A 14,636-nucleotide genomic window follows, 5' to 3' on the forward strand; every position below is an offset into this window, starting at 1 on the left:
TGGAGAGGCAAGGATGGAGATAATGGGTAATGAAAGGTTGAGATGGATCAGATGAGTCATAAATAGAGAATGGTTTGGCGTGATAAAAGGGGATTACTATTATGAAGAGCGGTATGTATAGACGAATAGGGATAGCTGCTGTGGTTATCAGCGTGGTCATGGCGGTTTACATATTACGATTAGCATGGCTCCAGCTCATGCCAAACAGCACGACGACTTCTATCTATTCCAGCGGCGCTGGACGTGGAAGCTGGCAAAGATTGTCGGTCATCCAGCGACAGCGTAATTTAGTTCTAGATACAGGCAGAGGTGATTTCTATGACCGCTTTGGTCTTCCTATTACGGGCGAAACCTATTCAGCGCTTGCTTTTTTTCCTGTTCGAGCGGATGTACGCGGTGATGATCAAGCGTTGACTAAGCTTAGCAAGCTGCTTGGTGTCACGAAGGAGATGCTTCTACAGACATGGGATAAGGTGAGAGAGCCCATTTTTTGGACGCTGGAAGGGAATGCACTGCCCATGCGATTAACAACGGAGCAAAAGGAGGCCGTTGAAGGGCTGAAGCTTAACGGCATCCGTGTGCTTCCTTACCGAAATCGTTATCTGGAGCAGTTTGAAGCGAAGCATATCATTGGCTTTACAAGCCAGCATCCTGAGTGGCTGCAAGCTCAGCATGCCAAAGAGCTCGCTAGCGGGAAACGCAAGCTAACAGAACAAGTAGGCGGCTCCGGACTTGAGAAGTCGCTGGATAAGCTGATGCATGGGGTGGGCGCAACTTCAGTGTCCTATTTTATTGATGGGCAGAATGCTCCCCTGCATGGTCTGGATATGCGAATTACACAGCCTAGCAATAAGTACTATCCCTTGCAGACTATGACGACTATGGATTTAGAGCTGCAAAATGAAATAGAGGCTTATGCGGATCGAATGGGGATGAAAGAAGGCGCGATTGTTGTGCTCGATGCCAAAAATGCGGATATTGTCGCGATGGTCTCTCGCCCGAAGCTGAAGATTGGACAATTTCAATCTGCTGACGGTACAGAATGGGCTAATCATGCTTTGAAGGCGGTCGCTCCCGGCTCGGTGTTCAAGCTTGTTACCGAAGCAGCAGCATTGGAAGCGGGCGTCGCGGATCGGCGCGAAACTTTTTTTTGCGATGGCGAGTATGGCAAATATGGCTTGTCCTGCTGGAAGGAAGGAGGGCATGGTCTGTTGACCTTGCAGGAGGGGCTGGCTCAATCATGCAATATCGTGTTTGCAACGATTGCAGAGCGGCTAAAGGCTTCACAGCTCCAACGGACGGCGGAAGCACTTGGTATAGGACAAAGGATCGGCTGGCATCGCGAGAGTGCCTTCGGTCCGTTTACAGCCCCTCTAAGGCTGCTGGAGGAAGAAGAGGCAGGGAGAGTATTCGCATCTGTAAAAGCAGCTGAAGAGGGTGCAGAGCACGGACAGAGCGCGAAGCAGCGAGGGAAGGAAGTGCAGGCAGGAGGAACAGCAGGAGGCGGTGCGGAGCAAAGAGTGAGCGGGAAGCAACGAGGGAAGGAAGCGCAGACTGGGGAAGGAGCAGGAGGCGGTGCGGAGCAAGGAGTGAGCGCGAAGCAGCGAGGCAAGGAAGCGCTCCTGCGGGAGCAGCGCGAGCGAGCGGCTGCCCTTGCAGCCGTGGATGGCGGCGTGCTCGCGCAGAGCGGAATTGGGCAGCGTGATGTCAGGATGTCGCCGCTTCAGGCGGCAAATCTCATTGTAACGCTGCTGAACAATGGGCGCGTGATGGAGCCGCGCCTGGTCAGTGAAATCCGCTATGCCAACGGCCAGCGGATGGCGAAGCTGCCCGCGCAGCGCGCGCAAGTCAGCAGTGGCCGGATCAAGCCGGCCACTGCGCATGCGCTGCTGCGCGGCATGGAGGCGGTCGTCGACCATGGTACTGGTCGATCGATCCGCCAAGGGCTGTGGCCGGTTGCCGGGAAATCCGGCACGGCCGAAACGATGCGGGCCGGAATCGCCCGCAACCACCAGTGGTTTGCCGGCTACGGCCCGGTGAAGCAGCCTCGCTATGCTATTGCGGTACTCGTCGAAAATCAGCCGCCTGGAAGTGCGAATCAGGCGACCAAGCTCTTTCGCGGCGTTATGGATATCGCCGCAGGGAAATCCAAATAAAAATAGTCCCATAAGGTACATGAGTACCTTATGGGACTATTTTGCTTTAGATGGTCTGCTTTTTTAATCCACCTTGCTGCTGTCTGGATGAACAGTACCCCCGGCAGGAGTACTCGCCGGCGGACTACTAACTGGCGTATCGAACTCGCCTAGCGGAGCATGAATCCAGCGATGGAAGTAGCCTTGGTCATACAACGCTTTAATCAGGATGATAAGGATTGGCGATAAGATTACGCCGGCAATACCGAACAGCGATAATGAGATAATCATAAAAGCCAGCATGGTGAAGGCGGATACGCCTAAGGAATCACCTGTTATTTTCGGCTCGAGAATTTGACGTGTGAGCACGACGACTAGGAACAATGCGGACAGCCAGATCGCGAGTGATATTTTTCCAACAATAATCAAATAAATGATCCAAGGGATAAACACAGTTCCTACGCCCAGCAACGGCAAAATATCGAATATAGCTGACACGACTGCTATGACAAAAGCATTTTCTACCCGAAGCAGCAATAGAGCGATTAATATTACGACAAACGTAATACTGATCATTTTAGCTTGAGCCTTTATGTAAATAGCTATACCTTTAAAAACATTATTGCGAAGGAAAAAGAACGCCGTTTTAAATGTTCTTGGTGTTTTGTCCTCGGCTGTTTGTTTCCATGTCGTAATTTCAATACTTAAGAAATAAGCTAGTATAATTCCGATTGCAAAATTGATGACGAACGTGGAGAAAGAGGAGACATAGCCTACTAGGTTCATCAGCACCGATTTCGCAAAGACTTGAATGGTGGCTCCAGCTCCTTGGATAAGATCCTGAGCGCGTTCGACCAGCTCTAAGTCAGAAGGGACAGAGTCAAAGCGCTGCTGAAACTGTTCCGTAATGTTCGCAATTTGTATCGCAAGCATATCTTGGTAGACTGGGAAGTTGGTTATTAGTTCTTTTCCTTGTTTTGTAAGAAGGTAAGCCGCTCCCGAAAATGCAGCAAGAATAAGCAGTGTAAATAGAAGAACTGATATGCCGGAAGCAATTGATTTTTTTATTCCCCATTTATTCAATCGTCTTGCCAATGGCTCGATACATAAAAAAATGACGAATGAAAAGAATATGGGGGTTGCAATTCGGTACACATAGCTGAAAGCAAACATAATTAAGTATACAGTGAGTGCAATTAGCGCGATGTCGAATGCGGTTCTCCAATATTTTTTGTAAAATGGCAGCATGTCATACTCCTTCTATTTCCATAATCATATTTCCATAAAGATTGTACTATAGTTTTTAAAAAGATGCCTATTTTTTATTATGATATGTTACAATTAGAGTTATCGTTGTTGTTTTGTACCGCTATTTAATCGTCGAATAAATCATATACGGTGGGGAAAACAAAATGGAAAATTTACTGATGTGGGGACTTTATGTCGTTACGTTTTATGCCTTTCTCCCTGGTCTTATTAGCCGCACCTTTGGTTTCCGTGTTTTCAAAAAAGGCCGCGTAGACAATGAGATTTGTCTGACCTTCGATGATGGACCGGATCCTGTTTATACGCCGCAGCTGCTTGATTTACTCGCTCGCTACAACGCGAAAGCGACCTTTTTTGTCGTGGGCATACATGCCGAGGCGCAGCCTGAAATACTGCAGCGAATGAAGGCGGAAGGACACATAATTGGCGTTCATAATTACGTTCATAAATCCAATTGGGTTATGCGTCCCCGGACGGTTAAACGTCAAATAGAGCGCACGATCGATATTATTGAAAATGCTACAGGCGAACGCTCAACTTATTATCGGCCGCCTTGGGGTATCGTAAACGTATTCGATTATGCGAACTTAGGTTATTTGCAAATTATTTTATGGTCTGCCATGTTTAGCGATTGGCGGATTCGTGTAGGTGCGGAGCGGCTTAAGAAAAGGATGTTCAAGAAGCTTAAGCCAGGCGAAGTATTGCTGCTGCATGACTGCGGCAATACGCTTGGAGCTGATATGGACGCACCCAAAAATATGCTTATAGCATTAGAGGCTTACTTAGAAGAAGGAACGAAACGCGGTTACCGTTTTATCGGTATTGATGAAATGCTCAAACTTACCGATGCTGCAAAAGCTCTCCATACACCAATATGGAAGCGGGGAATGATTTCACTTTGGTTGTTGTGGGAAAAAGCCTTCCATGTCGCTTTCCGATTAAAAACAGTTGGTGATTCCAATGATCCAGCGTTTCATTACCGTGTAACGACTTACAATGGCGAGTTGATTCAATTTGCAGAGGGCGGAAGTGTGGCAAAGGGAGATCTTATTGCAGAATTGCATTTTGATAATAAGATGCTGTCTACGATTGCCGCAACTTCCAGATCACCGGTAGCAACGGGAATTCGAATGCTTCGTGAAGTGGAAATGGCACTGCCTCAATTAGCGGATCAACTGGCAGATGATGCAGACGCGAAGAACATTAAAGCCGTGTACGGCGTTACGATGATTCACCGCGGAGCAGATCGGCTTGGTTTTGAAATATTTCAATTGCCTGAAGGCTGGTTTGCCAAATCTACACGTATTTATTTACGGATCCTCATTCGAGTGCTTACCAAAAAACAGCCTTCATCTAAAAACAAAAAGAAAAAAGCGTCGATTTCACCGCGCATGCTTCTCATGCCGGCAGCGACAATTAGTCGTTATGCTTCCGTTCAGTTGAATAGAATTCATGAGGAAGCAGAGCGGATAACGGATGTCGTAGAACGGAAACTAAGCGCAGCGACCGACGATGCTGCTCAACTTGGTACGAAAACAACGGCTATTTAGAGCAAACATCTACTTATATAATATTTGCAAGCAGCTTAGTAGTAATATGCTAAGCTGCTTTTATTTATATAAAAACAAAAAAACCTGCAAGCTGAAACAGCTTGCAGGCTTTTTTATTACTACATTTTCATTACGCCGCCAGTGCTTGCGGAAGTAACGAGATGAGCATAACGGGCAAGATAACCGCGTTTGATTTTTAGTTCAAAGCCTTTCCATTCGGAACGGCGTTTCTCGAATTCTTCATCGCTGATGAGAAGATTCATCGTGCGGTTGTTCATGTCGATTTCTACGATATCATCATCATGAACAAATGCGATTGGGCCGCCCTCAGCAGCTTCTGGTGATGCATGACCGATACTAATACCGCGAGATGCGCCAGAGAAGCGTCCATCAGTAACGAGTGCTACCTTCGCGCCAAGTCCCATACCTACGATTTGTGAGGTAGGAGCTAGCATTTCCGGCATACCTGGACCACCACGAGGTCCTTCGTAACGGATGATAACAACATGGCCTTCTTTTACTTTGCCGTTTGCGATGGCATGAAGAGCTTCATCTTGTGAGTCGAAGCAGATAGCAGGACCTTTGTGGTAGCCGCCAACTGATTTGTCGACTGCGCCTGTTTTGATAATTGCGCCGTTAGGAGCAAGGTTACCGAAGAGGACAGCCAAGCCGCCGCGTTCTGTATGCGGGTTATCAATGGTGCGAATAACGTCCGTATCTTGAATTTCGCAGCCCATTACGTTTTCACGCAATGTTTTGCCGGTAACAGTCATACAGTCGCCGTGCAAAGCGCCTTCTTTTTTAAACAACTCGTTAAGAACGGCACTGACACCGCCAGCATTATGCACATCTTCAATATGGTAATCAGAAGCAGGAGCAATTTTCGCAAGATGCGGTACGCGCTCTGCAACTTCGTTAATACGTTCGATTGGGTATTCAATACCAGCTTCATGTGCGATAGCAAGCGTATGAAGAACGGTATTTGTTGAACCGCCCATTGCCATATCAAGTGCAAAGGCGTTGTCGATGGTATCTTTTGTTACAATATCACGAGGTTTAATACCTAGATCAATGATTTTCATAAGCTGACGAGCAGCTTCTTTAACGAATTCTTTACGTTCTGGAGCTACAGCAAGAATTGTACCGTTACCAGGAAGCGCTAGGCCAAGACCTTCAGCCAAACAGTTCATGGAGTTTGCTGTGAACATACCAGAGCATGATCCGCAAGTAGGGCAACCGAATTGTTCAAGCTCCATCAATTCATCATCATTAATTTTGCCGGCTTGGTGAGCGCCTACGCCCTCAAATACGCTGGAAAGCGAAATGGAGCGGCCGTCAGATGTTTTACCAGCTTTCATAGGTCCACCGCTGACAAGCATAGTCGGGATGTTAACGCGAAGTGCGCCCATAATCATACCCGGTGTGATTTTGTCACAGTTAGGGATACAAACCATGCCGTCGAACCAATGCGCATTAACGACTGTTTCGATGGAATCGGCAATGATTTCACGGCTAGCGAGTGAATAACGCATGCCGATATGGCCCATAGCGATACCGTCATCTACACCGATTGTGTTGAATTCGAAAGGTACACCGCCGGCTTCACGGATTGCTTCTTTAACGAGCTTGCCGAACTCCTGCAAATGAACGTGACCAGGAATAATATCAATATACGAGTTACAAACCGCGATAAACGGCTTATCGAAATCTTCTTCTTTAACGCCTGCGGCGCGCAGCAAACTACGGTGCGGTGCGCGGTCGAAACCTTTTTTGATCATGTCCGAACGCATTCTTTTGGTCGCCATGTAAGTGCCTCCTATTTGCCTATTAGCTTATTAAATTATCAATAGTGTCAATTTTATCACATCGAACAAGCGTTGGCTATAATCCTGCATGTTATAACACCCTTTGCTTTGCAAAAGTTACTAATAAAAATGTCCCATATGGGCTTGTCCGTTTGACTGAATCCTTTTATAGTGAATACAAAGATCTTGGATAATATTAGAAAAGGGAGTAGCTTATGACTGCTATGCGCATGGAAGAAATGAACAGTGATCGAGCTTATTGGCTGCAAACGATGTTTCGGATAGCGGATCCGGTTCTGCATGCCTTATCCAATGAACAATTAAAAAGCTTAATGCCGGTTGAAGGCAAGCAGAATGATCGAGGGGACTATACCCATCTGGAAGCCTTCGGAAGATTGATTTCCGGCTTGGCGCCATGGATCGAAAGCGGCCCTAAACAGGGGGATGAAGGAGTCGGCAGAGAGGAATACGCAGCGTTAACGAGAAGATGTATTGAAGTATGTACAGACCCGGACTCTCCCGATTTTATGAACTTCGCTACGGGGCATCAGCCGATTGTTGATGCAGCTTTCCTCGCGCATGCAATCGTTCGAGCCCCTAATGAGCTTTGCGGGAAATTGACGCCTAAGGCTAAAGAGAATTTGGTTAAAGCACTTCAAGCAACACGCTCGCGTATGCCTTGCTATAATAATTGGCTGTTGTTCGCTGCCATGATTGAGACGGCTTTGTTTGTATTGGACGAGGATTGGGATAGAATGCGTGTGGATTATGCACTTAGACAGCATGAGCAATGGTATCTTGGCGATGGTGTATATGGTGACGGCCCTCATTTTCATAATGATTATTATAATAGTTTTGTCATACAGCCTATGTTGGTTGATATTATCGAGACTGTTGGCAAAGAATCATGGGATTGGCAAAATATGAAGGAAAGCATTGTTCAACGAGCGATAAGATATGGTGTTATTCAGGAAAGAAGCATTTCGCCTGAAGGCACATTCCCTGTAGTGGGAAGATCTATCGTTTATCGGTTTGGAGCCTTTCAGCATCTGGCACAGATGGCTCTCCAGCATAAGCTTCATGAGAGTCTGCAGCCAGCCGCCGTTAGATGCGCGTTAACAGCTGTTATCCGAAGAATGATTGAAATGCCGGGTACGTTTGATAAGGATGGCTGGCTGCGGATTGGCTTTTGCGGCAATCAGCCTGAACTCGGTGAGGCCTATATTTCAACGGGCAGCTTGTACTTATGCGCAACCGTGTTTCTTCCCCTTGGTTTAGAAGAGAATGATTCATTCTGGCAAGGGGATGGGGAATGGACGTCTAAAAAAGCATGGTCGGGTAAAACTGTTTCGATCGACCATTCCTTATAGGGATAGGCAATCGGCATCAAATACTCACGCTGTATGATTAGAAAGTGCTTGAAGGGGAGTTAGTACCCGGCAAGCGCTTTTTTGTGTCATTTATTGGATAAAAGCTAATACTATTTGCAGCGAGCCGCCGCAAACGTTAAAAAAACATTAAGAAAGACTTAAACATTCTGATATTGCGTCTAATGTCAGGACATACGCTTTGTATTTCATGTATAGTATGCTCATCAGATATTTTTGGAATTTAGGAGGCGAATGTAATTGGATAGACGTGTGTTAATTGTAGATGATGAACGGGAAATTGCCGATCTTATAGAGATTTATTTGAGGAATGAAGGCTTTATTACAGCGAAGGCATATGATGGCGAACAAGCGCTGCTCGCTTATGAGCGAGAGCCGTTTGATTTGGTTATTTTGGATATTATGATGCCGAAGGTGGATGGACTGGAGGTATGCCGTAAATTAAGGCAAACACAGTCTGTGCCGATTCTCATGCTGAGTGCAAAAGCGGAGGATATGGATAAAATTATGGGGCTAATGACAGGCGCTGATGATTATATGATCAAGCCGTTCAATCCGCTGGAGCTGATTGCTCGTATTCGTTCTCTTCTCCGCCGCTCCTATCAATTCAGTCCGCAGCTAGAGAGTGGAAGCTCAGCGCGTTCGGACAAGGAGCTGCAGCTTGGAGCTCTTCGTATAGATAAGCTTAGTCATACGGCAGAGGTTGACGGCAAGCCGCTTCATTTGACATCCACGGAGTTTGGTATCTTGCATCTGCTTGCAAGTCAGCCAGGCAGGGTGTTCAGCGCCGAGGATATTTTTAGACAGGTATGGAAAGAGAAATATTTTGATTCCAATAATACCGTTATGGTTCACATAAGCAAGCTGAGAGATAAGCTTGAGAAGGAGCTGGACGATAAAATGATTGTTACGGTATGGGGGGTAGGCTATAAAATTGAAGGATAACATTGCCATGCGTTTATTTGGGCGTACGATATTGAATCTTTTGATCAGTATTATACTGGTCATTATTGCAATAGGTGCAGTACTTGTATTTAGTGAATTTTTCTTGAGAGTATTAGGCGTTTTAGGCGTTCGTTCGCTTGTTACAGGTATTATTATTGGAATTGGAGAACAAACGATTCTCACAGTTATTGGCTTTTTTTTGTTTTTTCTTATCTTTTCTTGGCTGCAGTGGAGACTATTCGGCTATTTCAACAAAATGAACAGAACGGTCAGAGATATGGCGGAAGGTCGATTGGATTTGAATCATAAAATGGAGGTGCGAAATAGTAATCCATTTGGAGATATGGCCGGCAACGTCAATCGATTAGCTGGCAGGCTGTATCTCGCATTAGAAGAGGAACGGCGAGCAGAGCAAACCAAAAACGAGTTGATCACAAATGTTTCCCATGATTTAAGAACGCCTCTTACGTCGGTGCTTGGTTATTTAGGTCTGATTGAGCAGGATCGTTATCGAGACGAGGTCGAAATGCGGCATTATGTGCAAATTGCATACGAAAAATCGCAAAGGCTGAACGTCCTTATCAATGATCTATTTGAATATACGAGGATGAGACATGATACGACGGCTCTCAAAGCAGCACCGTTCAACCTTGTCGAAATGCTTGGACAGCTGCTTGTGCAATATCATATGCCCCTTCAAGAAGCAGGCATGCAAAGTAAGCTAATTACGCAAGAATCGCTCATTATGGTTAAAGGCGATACAGCAAAGATTGTGCGTGTATTTGAAAATCTGATTGCCAATGCGATGGTGTACGGCAGAGAGGGCAAGTACGCTGTGCTAAATGTGAAAAAGAATGAGAAAGAGGCAATCGTAGAGGTTATTAACTATGGGGAACCGATACCGGCTTCAGATATACCGTTTATTTTCGATCGATTTTATCGTGCAGATAAATCACGGACGAAATGGTCAGGCGGCTCAGGGCTTGGTCTTGCTATTTCGAAGAGCATTGTTGAAAAACACGGCGGTACGATCTCGGTATCCAGTGATGACGATGAAACCTCATTCCGTGTAACCATACCAATCGTTAAGTGATATTTAAGAAATTCTTATGATTTGTTTACAGTCTCCTTAAACTGCTGCTTCTATACTTAGTCTTATAGAAGAGAAGCCGAAGGGGAATGGTTAGAATGAACAGAAGAGAACGAACTAGCGATAGTAATAGTAATGGTACATTGAAATTTTTGCTGCTTGCTGCAGCAGTCGTTTTTTGCATACCTTATTTAGCTACTTTTAAAGGAACGACCAAGCTATCAGAGCTGGCTCCAGATGTGAGTGCAGCGATATTGATGGATTTAGATACAGGCAAGGTGCTCTATGAGAAAAATGCGGATGAATCACTGCCTCCTGCCAGCATGTCCAAAATGATGACGGAGCTGATTGTTCTAGATCTTGCGAATGAAGGGAAGCTGTCATGGAACGAGCAAGTGGGAACGAGTCATTATGCCGCAGAGGTGCCAGGCTCCCAAATCGGGTTCGGGGAGGGAGAGCATTACACGGTAAGAGAGCTGTTCGAGGCCATGACCGTACATTCCGCAAATGATGCAGCTATTGCGCTTGCTGAGCATATTAGTGGAAATGAGAGAGATTTCGTAATACTAATGAACAAACGGGCATCGAAAATCGGTTTATCTGACCATACAGAATTTGCGAATGCTACAGGCTTAAATCATGAGGATTTGATAGGTTTTGCCGAGGCATCTGGAGATCGTGATACCGTTATGACGGCAAAAGATACCGCTGTATTAGCGGGTCATTTGTTGAAGAAATATCCAGAGATACTGGATGTTTCAAGACGAAGCAGTATCAAGCTGACCAGCACGATGAAGACGCTGCCGACAACGAATTTGATGCTAAATGGGATGCCATATGCTTATCCGGGTAATGATGGCTTGAAAACGGGCTATACAGAGCAAGCCGGCTATTGTTTTACAGGGACTGCCAAACAGGATGGAAGACGGCTAGTTTCTGTTGTAATGGGCGCAAGCACACCGGAGCAGCGCTTTACGGAAACGGAGAAGTTGTTCCAATACGGTTTTCAACCTAAGCGATTGGACAGTCTAATTGCCCAGATTGGGAGCAAATTCGGAATACAAACGGCGTAAGGGTATATTTCTATGCCTATACAATCAATGATGTTAGTTTAATGTTATAACCTGCAATGTCGAATGATGACGGAGCAGGTTTTTTTGTTTTTAATGTCATTAAATCTAACATAAAAACATTTACTTCACAAAATTTCGCCTATATAATGGAAGTGACGAGAAGGAGAGGAGTGAAAGTATGCATATAACTGAACGTGAAAAAGAAAAGCTGCTCATTACTATCGCTGCTGATTTGGCAAGACGTCGAATGAAACGCGGTGTGAAGCTTAATTATCCTGAGAGCATCGCGCTCATTACCTCTGAAATAATGGAAGGCGCACGTGACGGGTTGACGGTTGCGCAATTAATGGAGCAAGGCACGCAAATATTAAAACGTGAGCATGTCATGCCAGGCATACCGGAAATGATCCACGAGGTTCAGGTCGAGGCAACTTTCCCAGACGGAACGAAGCTGGTTACTGTTCATAATCCGATAACGAGCTGATGCTCTCTCATATAGATTTATTTTAGAAGGGGGTACGTCAGGTGATACCCGGAGAATATCGGACGGCAGCAGGCGATATTGAATTGAATATTGGCCGCAAGACGGCGCAGCTAATCGTTGTTAATACTGGAGACAGACCCGTTCAAGTTGGCTCTCATTTTCATTTTTTTGAAGTGAATCGCGCATTGAAGTTTCATCGTGAAGCTGCATTTGGTATGCGTCTTAACATTGCAGCTGGAACCGCTGTACGTTTCGAACCTGGAGAAGAAAAACCGGTAACGGTAGTTGAGCTAGGTGGTTCTAAGCTTTCCTATGGATTAAACGGTCTTAGCCGAGGGAAAGCAGAAACGGGGAAATGGACTGCGGAAATTAGGGAGCGTCTAGCTGCTTGGGAAGGAGCAAGCTTATGACGAGAATGGATCGTCGAAGCTATGCAGCCATGTTCGGGCCGACAACAGGGGATGCGGTTAGGCTTGCAGACAGTGAGCTTTGGGCGCAGATCGAGTATGACTATACGGTTTACGGTGATGAATGCAAATTTGGCGGAGGCAAGGTAATACGGGATGGCATGGGTCAGTCCAGCGGTGCGCTGCGTGCTGAGGGTGTGCTGGATACGCTTATCACAAACGCCGTAATTATTGATCACTGGGGCATCGTTAAAGCAGATATTGGAATAAAAGACGGACATATTATCGGGATTGGCAAAGCGGGAAATCCAGATATTATGGATGGTGTACATCCCCATATGACAGTAGGCGCAAGTACAGAGGTTATCGCAGGCGAAGGTAAAATTGTGACGGCTGGCGGCGTCGATTCTCATATCCATTTTATTTGTCCACAGCAGATAGAGACTGCACTCTCATCAGGGGTAACGACCATGATCGGCGGCGGAACAGGACCTGCAACGGGCACGAACGCAACAACCGTTACGCCGGGTGCTTGGCATATGAGTCGTATGCTGGAAGCCGCTGAGCATTTCTCAATGAATATTGGGTTTACAGGGAAAGGAAATGCGTCATTTACTGCGCCGTTGATTGAACAGATTGAAGCGGGTGCAATCGGGCTAAAGCTGCATGAGGACTGGGGTACGACACCGGCAGCAATAGATGCTTGCTTACAGGTTGCGGATCAATTCGATGTGCAGGTTGCGATACATACCGATACGCTTAATGAAGCTGGTTTTGTTGAGGATACCTTGTCAGCTATTGGCGGTAGAACGATACATACATACCATACAGAAGGAGCGGGCGGCGGTCACGCGCCGGATATTATTATCGCGGCAGGCGAGCTTAACGTTCTTCCATCCTCCACGAATCCAACACGTCCTTTTACAATTAATACGATTGAAGAGCATCTAGACATGCTTATGGTTTGTCATCATTTAGACAGCAGCATACCGGAGGATGTTGCCTTTGCAGACTCTCGCATTAGGCCGGAAACGATTGCTGCCGAAGATATCCTGCATGATATGGGCGTATTCAGCATGATTAGCTCGGACTCACAGGCAATGGGCCGTGTAGGGGAAGTCATCATTCGAACCTGGCAGACAGCTGATAAAATGAAGAAGCAGCGAGGACCATTGTTGCCGGATGATGAGCAAAATGATAATTTTCGAATAAAGCGATATATTGCGAAATATACAATAAATCCTGCTATTACGCATGGCATCTCTCATTTGGTCGGCTCACTTGAAGTAGGTAAATTTGCAGATCTGGTTCTATGGACGCCGATGTTCTTTGGTGTTAAGCCGGACTTGATTCTAAAGGGTGGAAGCATTGCTTATGCACAAATGGGCGATCCCAATGCTTCTATTCCAACACCGCAGCCCGTATCTGGACGTCCGATGTTCGCTTCCTTCGGTAAATCAGTATACAGCAGCTCCATTACATTTTTATCACAGGCAGCCTATGACTTAGGTGTTGCCAAGGGGCTTGGACTCCAGAAGCGGATTGAACCTGTTAAGGGATGTCGAGCGATTACGAAGAAGGACATGATTCACAATGATGCGACTCCCAACCTCAAGGTTGATGCGGAGACCTATCATGTGATGGTTGATGGACAGCATGTGACTTGCGAGCCGGCTGACGTTCTGCCGATGGCGCAGCGCTACTTTTTATTTTAAGAAAAGCGCAGGACGCTAGTATTTAAATGATGCTTCTTGCTAGGGGCAGGAGGGAGGGCAGGGTATTGAATGAGAATATTCGATGGCTTGCTATGCAGCAGCTTCTAGATTCGGCACTCCCAATTGGCGGCTTCTCCCATTCATTTGGTTTAGAGACGCTGGTTCAGGACGGTAGAATGAACCATTCCGCTCAATTACATACCTATATATCAGCCATGCTGCTGCAATGCTGGGCAACTTCCGACTCCATGGTTATCAAGGCAGTTTATAGGGATGCTCCGATTGGGAATTGGGATCGCCTTTGGTCTATTGAAAGAGTTGTGCATCTGCAAAGAATGGCATCCGAAAGCCGCAGCGGCATAGAGAAGATGGGGCGAAGATTGCTGCAGCTAGCGGCAGCTATCCATCCGAATCTGAATTGGACGCCATTAAAAGAGGCAATGCGGAGCGGACAATGCTTTGCATCACATCCTCTCTCTCATGGCTATGCATGCTGGTTGCTGGGTATTTCGGAAGAAAGAGCAATTCAAGGCTATTTATATACCTGTATTGTGACTTGTGTGAACAGTGCGCTCCGCTTAATGTCTATAGGGCAAACCGAAGGACAATCTCTCATTGCAAGACTGGTTCCACTAACGGAAGAGGCGCTTCAAACCGTACAAGAGTTAGTGCCTGAAGAAGCGTATACCAATATGCCGATGGCAGAGCTTGCGATGATGCGTCATGAACGTCTGTACTCCAGATTATTTATGTCATAACCATATAAATGAGGGGGAAT

12 protein-coding genes are annotated in these 14,636 nt (G+C 46.2%); 10 read left to right on the top strand and 2 right to left on the bottom strand.

All coding sequences use genetic code 11. From position 1 onward, the window contains the following. Window positions 1–101 precede the first annotated feature (101 nt). Complete coding sequence (locus tag AC0YOD_RS19340; RefSeq protein WP_475800960.1) at window positions 102–2,156, top strand: peptidoglycan D,D-transpeptidase FtsI family protein; 2,055 nt, start codon at window positions 102–104, stop codon at window positions 2,154–2,156. Window positions 2,157–2,219: 63 nt separating this feature from the next. Here the strand turns inward: AC0YOD_RS19340 and AC0YOD_RS19345 are convergent, their stop codons facing one another. After that, window positions 2,220–3,383: an AI-2E family transporter gene (locus AC0YOD_RS19345; RefSeq protein WP_475800961.1), complete on the bottom strand. Its 1,164-nt coding sequence runs from the start codon at window positions 3,381–3,383 to the stop codon at window positions 2,220–2,222. Between the two features lie 164 nt (window positions 3,384–3,547). Between AC0YOD_RS19345 and AC0YOD_RS19350 the strand changes: the two genes are divergently transcribed. After that, window positions 3,548–4,951: a polysaccharide deacetylase family protein gene (locus AC0YOD_RS19350; RefSeq protein ID WP_475800962.1), complete on the top strand. Its 1,404-nt coding sequence runs from the start codon at window positions 3,548–3,550 to the stop codon at window positions 4,949–4,951. 119 nt (window positions 4,952–5,070) lie between these two features. On the opposite strand, the gene ilvD is transcribed toward AC0YOD_RS19350, so the two are convergent. After that, complete coding sequence (ilvD, locus tag AC0YOD_RS19355; RefSeq protein ID WP_475800963.1) at window positions 5,071–6,756, bottom strand: dihydroxy-acid dehydratase; 1,686 nt, start codon at window positions 6,754–6,756, stop codon at window positions 5,071–5,073. Window positions 6,757–6,971: 215 nt separating this feature from the next. Here ilvD and AC0YOD_RS19360 point away from each other — a divergent pair, with 215 nt between their 5' ends. The 8 genes from AC0YOD_RS19360 to AC0YOD_RS19395 all read left to right on the top strand — a co-directional run bounded on the left by AC0YOD_RS19360 (window position 6,972) and on the right by AC0YOD_RS19395 (window position 14,616). Then, on the top strand, window positions 6,972–8,126 hold the full coding sequence (locus tag AC0YOD_RS19360) for a DUF2264 domain-containing protein (RefSeq protein ID WP_475800964.1): 1,155 nt from the start codon (window positions 6,972–6,974) through the stop codon (window positions 8,124–8,126). Between the two features lie 258 nt (window positions 8,127–8,384). Then, window positions 8,385–9,089, top strand: coding sequence for a response regulator transcription factor (locus AC0YOD_RS19365; RefSeq protein WP_475800965.1), 705 nt, complete (start codon window positions 8,385–8,387; stop codon window positions 9,087–9,089). Then, window positions 9,079–10,182: a sensor histidine kinase gene (locus tag AC0YOD_RS19370; protein ID WP_475800966.1), complete on the top strand. Its 1,104-nt coding sequence runs from the start codon at window positions 9,079–9,081 to the stop codon at window positions 10,180–10,182. Before AC0YOD_RS19365 ends, AC0YOD_RS19370 begins: the two co-directional genes overlap by 11 nt. A gap of 95 nt (window positions 10,183–10,277) precedes the next feature. Further along, window positions 10,278–11,252 carry a D-alanyl-D-alanine carboxypeptidase family protein gene (locus AC0YOD_RS19375; protein ID WP_475800967.1) on the top strand — a complete coding sequence of 325 codons (975 nt, stop codon included), beginning with the start codon at window positions 10,278–10,280 and terminating at the stop codon, window positions 11,250–11,252. 178 nt (window positions 11,253–11,430) lie between these two features. Next, a complete protein-coding gene (locus AC0YOD_RS19380; RefSeq protein WP_475800968.1) occupies window positions 11,431–11,736 on the top strand; it encodes an urease subunit gamma in 306 nt (101 codons plus the stop codon). A 41-nt stretch (window positions 11,737–11,777) separates the two neighbouring features. After that, window positions 11,778–12,146 (top strand): urease subunit beta, encoded by a 369-nt coding sequence (gene ureB / locus AC0YOD_RS19385; protein ID WP_475800969.1) that lies wholly within the window; start codon window positions 11,778–11,780, stop codon window positions 12,144–12,146. Next, the gene (gene ureC, locus AC0YOD_RS19390) at window positions 12,143–13,858 is read left to right on the top strand and encodes an urease subunit alpha (RefSeq protein ID WP_475800970.1); all 1,716 of its coding nucleotides are present in this window, start codon (window positions 12,143–12,145) and stop codon (window positions 13,856–13,858) included. Before ureB ends, ureC begins: the two co-directional genes overlap by 4 nt. 65 nt (window positions 13,859–13,923) lie before the next feature. Next, complete coding sequence (locus AC0YOD_RS19395) at window positions 13,924–14,616, top strand: urease accessory protein UreF (protein ID WP_475800971.1); 693 nt, start codon at window positions 13,924–13,926, stop codon at window positions 14,614–14,616. Window positions 14,617–14,636: the final 20 nt, after the last annotated feature.

This window comes from Paenibacillus sp. J31P13 (assembly GCF_056269295.1).